This window comes from Bifidobacterium kimbladii (assembly GCF_032193675.1).
GTDB classification, from domain to species: Bacteria; Actinomycetota; Actinomycetes; order Actinomycetales; family Bifidobacteriaceae; genus Bombiscardovia; species Bombiscardovia kimbladii.
The window spans coordinates 281,764-292,555 of the sequence record NZ_JASTZZ010000003.1 but is presented as its reverse complement, the minus strand read 5'-3'; the positions used below and the strand labels follow the sequence as shown (position 1 = coordinate 292,555).

The window sequence follows — 10,792 nt, the reverse complement described above, 5'->3', positions numbered from 1 at the left end:
CCCCCCCCCCGGTGAGGATAGGAGCATCCGCCTGGGCGGATGCGACGCCCAAGCCCGCAAGCATTCCCAGCAGGATGACAGCCATCGCCAGGATGCGGCGCAGACGGGAAACCAGATGCATCAAACCAAAACCCCTTCACCAAACACCAAACGGAACCAATGCCGCTTGCCTACTCAAGTTCTGCCTGCCAGCGCCAACCCTGCATCAAATCGCAGGAGCCAATGGCGAAGCCAGCCGTCTTCTCGACATCCCCCGCTTTTCACCCTACCACCCAGCCAGCAAGCAACACACGAGATGCAAATGCACGGCGGTGGGCCTTAAGCAACAACTGATCCCATCTTGCCTGGCAGATAGAATGAACAGACAATACGTCACGGCCGCTGATCGGCCGATAAGGAGCATGACTATATGACCGGAAACGTTACCGACACCGTCATCACCCTCAACAACGGGGTCAGCATTCCCCAGCTGGGTCTCGGGGTCTTCCAAACACCTGATGGCGAGGCCACCAGCCAGGCTGTCACCTGGGCCCTGCAGGCGGGCTATCGCCACATCGACACCGCCATGATCTACGGCAACGAGCAGTCCGTCGGGGAGGGGCTGCGCCGCTCCGGGGTTGACCGGCGGGATGTCTTCCTGACCACCAAGCTCTGGAATGACGACATCCGTGCAGGGCGGGCCAAGGAGGCCTTCAAGGAGAGCCTGGATAGGCTGGGCGTGGACTACCTGGACCTCTACCTGATCCACTGGCCCGCCAAGGGCTGGCAGCAGGCCTGGGAGGACATGGAGGAGCTCTACACCCAGCGGCGGGTGCGGGCCATCGGAGTCTGCAACTTCCAGAAGCACCACCTGGACGAGCTGCACACCATCAGCGGCACCAAGCCGGCGGTCGACCAGATCGAGTCCTCGCCCCAGTTCGTCAACGACGACCTGATCGACTACTGCCACGGCACCCTGCGTGTGGACGTGGAGGCCTACAGCCCCCTGGGCGGCACCGGCGGCAACCTGCTGGCCGACCCCAGGCTCAAGGCCATGGCCGAGCGTTACGACCGCTCCCCGGCGCAGATCGTGCTGCGCTGGCACCTGCAGCGCGGGGTCATCGTCATCCCCAAGTCCACCCACAAGGAGCGGATCGAGCAGAACGCGCAGGTCTTCGACTTCGAGCTGAGCGATGAGGATATGAAGGCCATCACCGCCATGAACAGGGACGAGCGCACCGGTGCGGATCCCGACAACTTCGACTTCTGAGGGATGGTGGTACAGGAGGAGACCCGACCTTGAAGGCGGGGCCTCCTCCTGGGACCCGGCGGAAGCCCCAACCCTTCCACCTGGCCTGGTCTCTATGGTAAAGGATTTGTGACGATTCAGCTAATCGGCATTGCCGCTGATGGCTTCGTCGTCGGCCTCCTGCTCCTGGGGCGAACCTGAGATGTCGCGGTGGATGGACTGCATCTGCACCTCGATGTTCTGCAGGGAGCGGGCGCAGTCCAGCAGGGTCTGCGAATGCTCGGCCAGGCGGGCGTCGGGCAGGTCGGACTTGTAGCGCAGCTGGTGCTCCAGGGAGGCCCAGTAGTCCATGGCGATGGTGCGGAACTGCACCTCGACCGGCGTGTAGTGGGGGCCCGAGGTCAGGAAGACCGGCACGGCGTAGATGACGTGCAGGCTGCGGTAGCCGTTCATCTTGGGGTTGCGGATGTAGTCCTTGACCCTCAGCACCTGGATGTCCGACTGATCGGAGAGGTAGCGGGAGACCGAGTAGACGTCGTCCCGGTAGTTGCAGATGACGCGCACGCCGGCCACGTCGAAGATGTGATCGCGCACCGAGGGAATGGTGACGGGTAGGTTCTTGCGGTGCAGCTTGCCGATCAGGGAGTCCACGCTCTTGAGCCGGCGCTCCATGTGGTGGATGGGGTTGTGGCTGAACCGGACCTGGAACTCGGTGTCCAGCACGTCCAGCTTGGTCGAAATCTCATACATGGCCCCCTCGTAGGTCTGCATGAGATTGACGAACTCCGTTATCTCGTCGATGTCCAGCTTGGGACGGTCCTTTTCGTCCAGGTCGGACAGTCGCTGCTTCATTTCGGATGCGCTCATGGCACTGTTACGGTCGAGTATCACATGAACCTCCCATGCCGCCGTTCGTAACCATGACTCATGGTACGCACAGGCCCCGATGGCCGCGGGACCCGACCTGCGCATACAATCATGGCTTATGGAAGCAGGCGAGGGCATGAGCGTGACCGCTCAGCGTAAGGACAGCAGGGGCGTCTACTATGTGCGGACCCTGGGCTGCCAGATGAACGAGCACGATTCCGAGCGGATCGCCGGGGTGCTCCGGGCCCAGGGCTACCAGCAGGCCACGCCCGAGCAGGTCCGCGCGCGCGAGGTGGACGTGATGGTGCTCAACACCTGCGCCGTGCGCGACAACGCCACCCAGCGCATGTACGGGACCATCGGGCGCTGGCACAGGTTCAAGCAGCACAAGCCCGACACACGGATCGCCGTGGGCGGCTGCATGGCCCAGAAGGACCGGGAGCGGATCGTGAAGGCGGCACCCTGGGTGGATGCGGTCTTCGGCACCAGGGACATCGGCTCGCTGCCCGGCCTGCTGGACAAGGCCCGCAAGGACGGGCGGCCCCAGGTGGGGGTTTCGCAGGAGCTGCGGGATCTGCCCGGGCGGCTGCCGGCGGTCAGGGCCTCGCGCTCGCAGGCCTGGGTGTCCATATCGGTCGGCTGCAACAACACCTGCACCTTCTGCATCGTGCCCTCGGTGCGCGGGCGGGAGCGGGACCGGTCCATGGACGACATCCTGCAGGAGGTTGAGGACTGCGTGCGCTCCGGGGCCCGCCAGGTGACCCTGCTGGGGCAGAACGTCAACTCCTACGGCTGGTCCACGGGGGACCGCTACGCCTTCGCCAGGCTCCTGCGCGCCTGCGGCCGGGTGCCTGGGCTGGAGCGGATCCGCTTCACCTCGCCCCACCCGGCGGCCTTCACCGACGATGTGATTGCGGCCATGGCCGAGACGCCCACGGTCATGCACCAGCTGCACATGCCCCTGCAGTCGGGCTCCGACCGGATTCTGCGGGCCATGCGGCGCTCCTACCGGTCCCAGCGCTTTTTGCAGATACTGGACAAGGTGCGGGCCGCCATGCCCGATGCCCTGATCACCACCGACATCATCGTGGGCTTCCCCGGGGAGACCGAGGAGGACTTCCAGGCCACCATGGACGTAGTGCGCCGGGCCCGTTTCTCGTCGGCCTTCATCTTTGAGTATTCGCCTCGTCCGGGCACGCCTGCCGCGCGCATGCCCCAGCTGCCCAAGGCCGTGGTCCAGGACCGGTTCGAGCGGCTGCAGGCCCTGCAGGAGTCCATCACCATGGAGCACATGCAGGCCTTCCTGGGCAAGGAGGTGGAGGTGCTGATCGGCGACGGGCACGGTCGGCACGACGGCAGCACTCATCGGGTGACCGGGCATGAGCGCACCGGGGTGCTGGTCCACGTCGGCGTGCCCCAGGGGATGCCTGCGCCAAAGCCCGGGGACCTGGTCACCTGCACCGTCACCCAGGCCGGGCCCCACTATTTGATCGCTGACCCGGATCCCCGGGCGGGGCAGGTCTATGACATCCGCTGAACCCCGCATCGTCTCCATCGTGGGTCCCACAGCCTCGGGCAAGACGGCCCTGGGCGTGGCCCTGGCGCAGGCTCTCCAGGCGCGCGGGCAGAGGGCCCATATCGTCAATGCCGATGCCTACCAGATGTACCGGGGCATGGACGTGGGCACGGCCAAGCCTTCGGCAGGGGAGCGGCAGGCGGTGGTCCACCACCTGATCGACATCATCGAGCCGGAGGAGGCCATGAGCGTGGCCCGCTTCCAGGCCATGGCCCGGTCCCTGATAGCCGACCTGCGGGCGCAGGGAATCCGGCCCATTCTCGTCGGCGGCTCCGGGCTCTATACCCGGGCGGTCATCGACGATCTGTCCTTCCCCGGCACCGACCCGGCGGTCAGGGCCAGGCTGGAGGAGCGGGCCCAAAAGGAAGGTCCCGGGCTGCTCTTCCGCCAGCTGCAGGAACGGGACCCGGAGGCAGCGGCCCGGATGGACCCTCGGAATGTGCGGCGGACCGTGCGGGCCCTGGAGGTCATGGAGATCACCGGACGGCCCTATTCGGCCAGCCTGCCCCGATACCGCTACCTGCTGCCCGCCCTGCAGCTGGGACTGGACCTGCCCCGGGAGGAGCTGGACCGCAGAATCGACCGACGCACCCAGGCCATGCGCGACCAGGGGCTGGTCGATGAAGTGAGCCGGTTGCGCAACCGCCTGGGGGCCACGGCCTCACGCGCCCTGGGCTATCAGCAGATTCTGGACTATTTGGACGGCCGCACCGACCTGGATGCCGCCTTCGGTTTGATAGCGCAGAAGACCAAGCGCCTGGCCCGCAAGCAGATGGGCTGGTTTGGCCGGGACCCGCGCATCCACTGGCTGAATGCCCTGGCCCCGGACCTGGCCCGGCAGGCCCTGGACCTGGTGGACCAGGCCGACCAAGGCTGCTTCGACCAGGCGGACGCCCAGGCCGACCAGTCGGACCAGGGGAGGGTGACCAGACACCATCTGGGCGCGCTTTGACTTCAAGCACTTGAAGTTCCTAGGCTGGACGGGTATGACCACCATCACGCAGCCCCAGGCTGAAACCCAGACCGCCCAAACCCAGCCCGACCAGGAATCAGGGCCCTGGTACACCATCCGCCAGGCCTCGCTCATGTCGGGGATGCCGGAGACCACCCTGCGCTATTACGAGACCATCGGCATCATTCCGCCCATCGCCAGGGATCCCTCGAGCGGCCACCGCTGTTACAACCAGGAGGATCTGGACCTGCTGGAGACCATCTCCTGCCTGAGCGCCACGGGCATGTCCCTGGAACACATGCGGGAGTATCTGGGCAACCGCGCTGGGGGAGCCGAGGCCGCCGGACGGCAGATCGAACTCCTGGACGAACAGGGGCGGCGGCTGGACCAGCGGATGGCCGACCTGCAGGCGCGGAAGCGCTATGTGCAGCTCAAAATACAGTACTGGGGACACGTGCGCGACCACGACCAGGCCGGGGCGACAGAACTGATCAACCAGAGTGCCCAGATCATCGAGGCCGCCAAGCGCAGCGGCAACGAGCGGCTGGCAGGCTGAGACTGCCGGGCTGAGGCTGTCGGCTCAGTGGGCTGGGCCCTGGTCCCATCCGGCGATCAGAAATATTCTGGTTGGGTTGACCGGGCGGACCATGCCCGCGATCAGGGTCTGCAGGCCGTCGGTGTCGCCCTGGAGCGCCCGCTGGAGGGCCCGGCGGTGGTCGGTCGGATCAGTCCGCCCCCAGTCCAGGTCCCAGCCTGCATCGTGGGACAGGCGTGACAGGAAGATGCGCAGGGTCATGCCGTCGCAGTCGGCGAAGGGGTGCAGGTAGGAGAGCTCGTCGTAGTAGTGGGCCAGGCGCTCCACGAAGACCGGACGGTCCAGGCTGGCCAGGTTGCGCTCGGCCGCCAGCTCCTGGCCGATGGCTGCCGCTCCCTGCTCCAGCATGGCCGCCGGGTACAGGTTGGCGTTGTCGTCTGGTTGAGGTCGGCGCAGCGCTCCCTCTTCCGGCTGGCTGGGCAGCAGCCGGCGGTGGATGGCCCGCAGCTCTGCAAGATCGCCCTCGGTCGCCCAAGGCTGCTGACCGACCAGGATGGTCCGCAGAAAGAGGGCATCCACATTGGCGTTCGTACTATTGCTCTGGGCTTCCAAGCGTCGGGCCGTGTCGGCCAGTGCCTCAGTCTGCTTCCTGCCTGCCATGAAGTCGCTGGCTGCCTGCAGGGCTGAAGGACTGGGATGACGGTCATCCAGAAGCAGGTTGCGCAGGGCGAAGGCCACGGCGCTCTGACGTTCGGCTGGTGTCATGCCAACGATGCTAGCCCGGGCGGCCCCCGTCTGAAAGAGTTGTGCACACTGACCCGGCGGGCCCGATGCGGACCGGGGTTCTGGGTAGGCTGAAAGGGTTATGACACGTAAGCAGCAAGCAGACGCACGCGGTCGCGGCCGGACCGCATCCAAGGACAGCCAGGACCCGGAACCCTTCTGGCACAAGGCCTTGCTGGCCCTGCCCCGGGGCCTGGGATCCCTGGTGCGCGCCGTGGCCGGCAAGAACGGCGACAACTCCGCCTACCGCAAGGACGGGCTCTGCTTCGTGCTGGTCATTCTGGCCGTGCTCTTCTGCGCCAGTGAATGGTTCCGTGTGAACGGCTTCCTGGGCCGGGGACTGCATGCCCTGGCTGCGGGCGTTCTGGGACTCTGCAGCATCATCCTGCCGGTGGTCCTGCTCTTCGCAGCCTTCCGACTGGTCTGCTACACCGGGCGCGAGGCGGGCAACCTGCCTGTGGTGGGCGGCCTCGTGGTGGTGCTCTGGTCGGTCTGCTCCATTCTGGATGTGCTCATGGCTTCGGACCATCGTGGTTTCGACATGAGGGCCATCAGCGGCTCAGGCGGCCTTCTGGGGTTCGCTCTGGGTTCGCCCCTGGCCTGGGGGCTGTCCAAGGTCTTCGCCGTCATCATCTTCGTCCTCGTGGGCATTTTCGGCCTCTTTATCACCTTCAGATTCCATATGAGCGACCTGGTTGCCTTGCTGCGCGGCAAGAGGACCCATGCCTCGGGCTCGGCTCAGGCGCAGACCGCTCCCAACGAGGTCAGGCTGGGGGATGACACCCTGCCTCTGGCGCCCGGCGTGCCCGCCCACGAGGAGTCGGACCAGGAGGATGCCCAGGATTCCGGCCGTGGCGGGGTGGCCGGCTGGTTCAGTCGCTTGCTGCATGGCCGCATCGGCAAGGACACGGACACCCATCTTGAGCGTTACGAGGCTGACGAGCCTTTCTCCCAGGCGGCTTCGCTGGAGGGGGCTGACCAGGCCGACCAGGCTGACCAGGGTGATCAGGTGTCCACGCAGAACATGCCCGCGGTGGAGGCCCCGGCCACGGCCGCCCTTCTGGATGCCAGGGAGCAGGGGCACCCCAAGGTGGATCCGGCCGCCCTGTCCGGCGTGGGGGCCTCGGATCCCTGGGCCGCTGCCGCAGCTGCAGCCGACACCGTGCAGATGGATGCCCAGCCCGCTCCGGGAGCAGGGAACCAGGCTGCTGGAACCCAGGCTGCAGGCGCTCAGGCTGCAGAAGCGTCAGGTTCCTCAGACGACCGCCAGGTGGACGAGAGCCGGCCCTATGTGCTGCCCAGCACGGACCTGCTGGTCAAGGGCAAGCCCCATGCGGTCAGGACCTCGGCCAACGACGCGGTCATCAAGGCCCTGCAATCGACCTTCCAGCAGTTCGACGTGGATGCCAAGGTGGTCGGCTTCCTGCGCGGCCCTTCGGTCACCCAGTACGAGGTGGAGCTGGGCCCGGGCGTCAAGGTGGAGAAGGTCACCAACCTCCAGCGCAACATCGCCTACGCAGTGGCCAGCTCGGACGTGCGCATCCTGTCGCCCATCCCGGGCAAGTCGGCCATCGGCATCGAAATTCCCAACGTGGACCGCGAGATCGTCCACCTGGGCGACGTGCTGCGCTCCGACAAGGCCCAGCAGGACGACAACCCCATGATGACCGCCGTGGGCAAAGACGTGGAAGGCCACTATGTGACCGCCGACCTGACCAAGATGCCCCACCTGCTGGTGGCCGGCGCCACGGGATCGGGCAAATCCAGCTTCATCAACTCCATGCTGGTTTCGCTGATCATGCGGGCCACGCCGGAACAGGTCCGCCTGATCATGGTGGACCCCAAGCGTGTGGAGCTGAGCGCCTACGCCGGCATTCCCCACCTGCTCACGCCCATCATCACCGAACCCAAGAAGGCCGCCCAGGCCCTGGAATGGGTGGTCAAGGAGATGGACGCCCGCTACGACGACCTGCAGTTCTTCGGATTCCGGCACATCAAGGACTTCAACAAGGCCGTGCGCGAGGGCAAGGTCCACGCCCCCGCCGGCTCCAACCGCAAGGTGGCCCCGTATCCCTACCTGGTCGTGGTGGTCGACGAGATGGCCGACCTGATGATGGTGGCCAAGAACGACGTGGAGAGCTCCATCCAGCGGATCACCCAGCTGGCGCGTGCCGCCGGCGTCCACCTGGTCCTGGCCACCCAGCGGCCCTCGGTGGATGTGGTCACCGGCCTGATCAAGGCCAACATCCCCTCCAGGCTGGCCTTCGCCACATCCTCCTCAACCGATTCCCGGGTCATCCTGGACGCCACCGGCGCCGAGACCCTGATCGGCCAGGGCGACGCCCTCTTCCTGCCCATGGGGCAGGCCAAGCCCACCCGCGTCCAGGGGGCCTGGGTTTCCGAGTCCGAGATCCGCAAGGCGGTGGATTATGTGCGCACGCAGCGCAAGCCCCACTACCGTGAGGACATCGAGCAGATGGCCGACAAGGCCGACCACAAGAACGAGATCCAGGAGGAGATCGGCGACGACATGGACGAGCTGCTCCAGGCGGCCGAGCTGGTGGTGACCACCCAGTTCGGATCCACCTCCATGCTCCAGCGCAAGCTGCGTGTAGGCTTCGCCAGGGCAGGGAGGCTGATGGACCTGCTGGAGTCGAGGGGAATCGTGGGGCCGTCGGAGGGTTCCAAGGCCCGCGAGGTGCTCATCCAGCCGCCGCAGTTGCAGCAGGCCCTGGCCTTCATCCGAGGCGACGCCACCTCCATGGATCCCGCCCCGGATGAGCAAGCGCAGGGCTGAACATCGGCCCAAAAAGCTGGGCCTGGTCTACCGTTATGATGAAACTGCCGCCCGGCATCTCTTGTTGGACGGCCCGAGCGCACGAGTATCGCGTATAAGGAGTGGCAATGCAGGAGCATGCCGAGTCAGAGACCGGTCGTGAGAGGCGCAGGCTTCTCGAAGGATGGAATTCACCCCCAAACCTGGTCACCTACACCCGTATCCTCCTGGTCCTGGTCTTCATCGCCCTGGATCTGATGGCCGGTCCCTGGGGCGAACGCAGGCCTGGCATGCGCTGGACCGCCGCCGTGCTCTTCATCCTCGCCGCCTCGACCGACAAGCTTGACGGGTGGCTGGCCCGCCGGTACAACCAGGTGACCGAGCTGGGCAAGCTCATGGACCCCATTGCCGACAAGCTGCTGATCTGCTCGGCGCTGATTGTGGCCTCCGTCTTCGGCGAGCTCTGGTGGTGGGTCACCGTGCTCTTCCTGGTGCGGGAACTGGGCATCACCCTGCTGCGGGTCCTGGTCATCAACAAGCAGGGCCGGGTCATCGCCGCCTCCCAGGCTGGTAAGTACAAGACCTTGTTTGAGTGCATCGGCCTGGGCATGCTCATGATGCCCCTGTCGACGGTCTGGCCCTGGTACCTGGTGGCCACCCGCGTGGTCATCCTGGTGGCCCTGGCCCTTTGCCTTTACTCGGGGGCGGAATACGTGATGGGGATGCGGCGATGATCGGCAAGAGCGTGCAGGGCCGTTGCGACGACCTGGCTGGACGGATCATCGACACCTGCCGTGATTCGGGCCTGTTCCTGGCCGCCGCCGAATCGCTGACCGGGGGGCTGCTGGCCGATGCCTTCGTCAGGATTCCCGGGGCCTCAGACGTTTTCCTTGGGTCGGCCGTCACCTACGACATCGCTGCCAAGGCCGCCATCCTCAAGGTGGACCAGGATCTGCTGGCCACCCAGGGCGCGGTCCATCCAAGGGTCGCCCAGGAGATGGCCGAGGGCACGGCCAGGCTCTACACCAGGCCGGGGCACGAGGACACGGTCATCGGCATGGCCACGACGGGCGTGGCCGGTCCGGGCCCTGACGGGGACGATCCTGCCGGGCTGGTCTACATCGGTCTGGCTCTGCCCGTCCGGGTGCTGGGTCGGCGTATCGAGACCGGCCTTCAATCCCACGCCTACCGGACCTATGCCTACGAGCTGCATCTGGACGGCGACCGGGAGCAGGTGCGCCGGGGCACGGTCATGCGGATTCTGGACCAGCTGGATCGGGCCCTGCACTCGCGGGGCTGACGGCCTGATGCGGTGAGTCGCTTCCACTTACCGCTGTCGGACCTTGTGCATACGTGACCTTGGTCACAAAGCGGGCCTTTCGGGTTCCTCCCCTGGAATAATTCAGCGGCTCGTCTGTTGGTCACTGTGTAAGAAGTTGAACACGATAATGGCGAAAGGGGCTGCTATGGCCAGCACCGAGACCGTGATGACTCGAACCAACGATACCTATGATGTCAAGCCGGCCGCACCCGGAGTGGAGCGCAACGCGCGGGTTCGTGATCTGACACCCGCCCAGCGTCGTGCCGTCGTCTTCGCCCAGCAGCAGGTGATCCGTGCCAAGGCCGCCAAGAAGGCCAAGGAGGAGCGCCAGGCCAACCTGAACAAGATGTGGATGGAGGAGGACGGCATGGAAGCCAGCCGTCAGCGGGCAGCCTCCAACAACGACGGCCGGGCCGTCACCCATACCGTCTCCCTGCGCGAGGCCCTGGGCCACGTGCTGCGCGAGCTGAGGACCAACGATCACAAGACCCTGCGTGAGGTCAGCGAGAAGGCCGGCGTCTCCCTGGGCTACCTGTCCGAGGTGGAACGCGGCCAGAAAGAGGCCAGCTCCGAACTGCTGAGCTCCATCGCCGACGCGCTGGGCCTGGGTGTGCCGCAGACCCTGCGGATGGTGGCGGACTACCTGGAGTCCACCCAGGAGTAAGCATGTCAGGTCCGGTCGGCTGACCCGGCGGACCGTTCTTGAGGGCGTCCGGTTCTGAGGAACCAGGCGCCCTCTTCTGCTGACTGTCGG

At 66.0% G+C, this 10,792-nt stretch carries 10 protein-coding genes; 8 read left to right on the top strand and 2 right to left on the bottom strand.

Translation table 11 applies throughout. The features are described 5' to 3' along the window. The first annotated feature begins 409 nt into the window (after positions 1 to 409). On the top strand, positions 410 to 1,249 hold the full coding sequence (locus tag QRX41_RS05975; protein ID WP_024627855.1) for an aldo/keto reductase: 840 nt from the start codon (positions 410 to 412) through the stop codon (positions 1,247 to 1,249). Positions 1,250 to 1,369: 120 nt separating this feature from the next. On the opposite strand, the gene QRX41_RS05970 is transcribed toward QRX41_RS05975, so the two are convergent. Then, positions 1,370 to 2,080, bottom strand: coding sequence for a GTP pyrophosphokinase (locus QRX41_RS05970; protein WP_045924161.1), 711 nt, complete (start codon positions 2,078 to 2,080; stop codon positions 1,370 to 1,372). Between the two features lie 151 nt (positions 2,081 to 2,231). Here QRX41_RS05970 and miaB point away from each other — a divergent pair, with 151 nt between their 5' ends. Genes miaB through QRX41_RS05955 form a run of 3 tightly spaced genes read left to right on the top strand, consistent with a single transcriptional unit; the run spans position 2,232 to position 5,179 of the window. Next, on the top strand, positions 2,232 to 3,632 hold the full coding sequence (gene miaB, locus QRX41_RS05965) for a tRNA (N6-isopentenyl adenosine(37)-C2)-methylthiotransferase MiaB (RefSeq protein ID WP_313839345.1): 1,401 nt from the start codon (positions 2,232 to 2,234) through the stop codon (positions 3,630 to 3,632). Continuing rightward, positions 3,619 to 4,623, top strand: coding sequence for a tRNA (adenosine(37)-N6)-dimethylallyltransferase MiaA (gene miaA / locus QRX41_RS05960; protein ID WP_313839343.1), 1,005 nt, complete (start codon positions 3,619 to 3,621; stop codon positions 4,621 to 4,623). The genes miaB and miaA overlap by 14 nt, the downstream gene beginning before the upstream one ends. Before the next feature lie 34 nt (positions 4,624 to 4,657). Further along, complete coding sequence (locus QRX41_RS05955) at positions 4,658 to 5,179, top strand: MerR family transcriptional regulator (RefSeq protein ID WP_313839341.1); 522 nt, start codon at positions 4,658 to 4,660, stop codon at positions 5,177 to 5,179. Between the two features lie 24 nt (positions 5,180 to 5,203). Here the strand turns inward: QRX41_RS05955 and QRX41_RS05950 are convergent, their stop codons facing one another. Next, positions 5,204 to 5,923 carry a Fic family protein gene (locus tag QRX41_RS05950; protein WP_313839339.1) on the bottom strand — a complete coding sequence of 240 codons (720 nt, stop codon included), beginning with the start codon at positions 5,921 to 5,923 and terminating at the stop codon, positions 5,204 to 5,206. A gap of 100 nt (positions 5,924 to 6,023) precedes the next feature. On the opposite strand from QRX41_RS05950, the gene QRX41_RS05945 reads away from it, so the two are divergent. The 4 genes from QRX41_RS05945 to QRX41_RS05930 all read left to right on the top strand — a co-directional run bounded on the left by QRX41_RS05945 (position 6,024) and on the right by QRX41_RS05930 (position 10,702). After that, positions 6,024 to 8,738 (top strand): FtsK/SpoIIIE family DNA translocase, encoded by a 2,715-nt coding sequence (locus QRX41_RS05945; RefSeq protein ID WP_313839337.1) that lies wholly within the window; start codon positions 6,024 to 6,026, stop codon positions 8,736 to 8,738. Between the two features lie 107 nt (positions 8,739 to 8,845). Next, the gene (gene pgsA, locus QRX41_RS05940; protein WP_144085991.1) at positions 8,846 to 9,451 is read left to right on the top strand and encodes a CDP-diacylglycerol--glycerol-3-phosphate 3-phosphatidyltransferase; all 606 of its coding nucleotides are present in this window, start codon (positions 8,846 to 8,848) and stop codon (positions 9,449 to 9,451) included. Next, a complete protein-coding gene (locus QRX41_RS05935; RefSeq protein ID WP_144085992.1) occupies positions 9,448 to 10,017 on the top strand; it encodes a CinA family protein in 570 nt (189 codons plus the stop codon). The genes pgsA and QRX41_RS05935 overlap by 4 nt, the downstream gene beginning before the upstream one ends. Before the next feature lie 166 nt (positions 10,018 to 10,183). Continuing rightward, entirely contained in the window at positions 10,184 to 10,702 is a 519-nt protein-coding gene (locus tag QRX41_RS05930) for a helix-turn-helix domain-containing protein (protein ID WP_372338668.1), read from the top strand. Positions 10,703 to 10,792 lie beyond the last annotated feature (90 nt).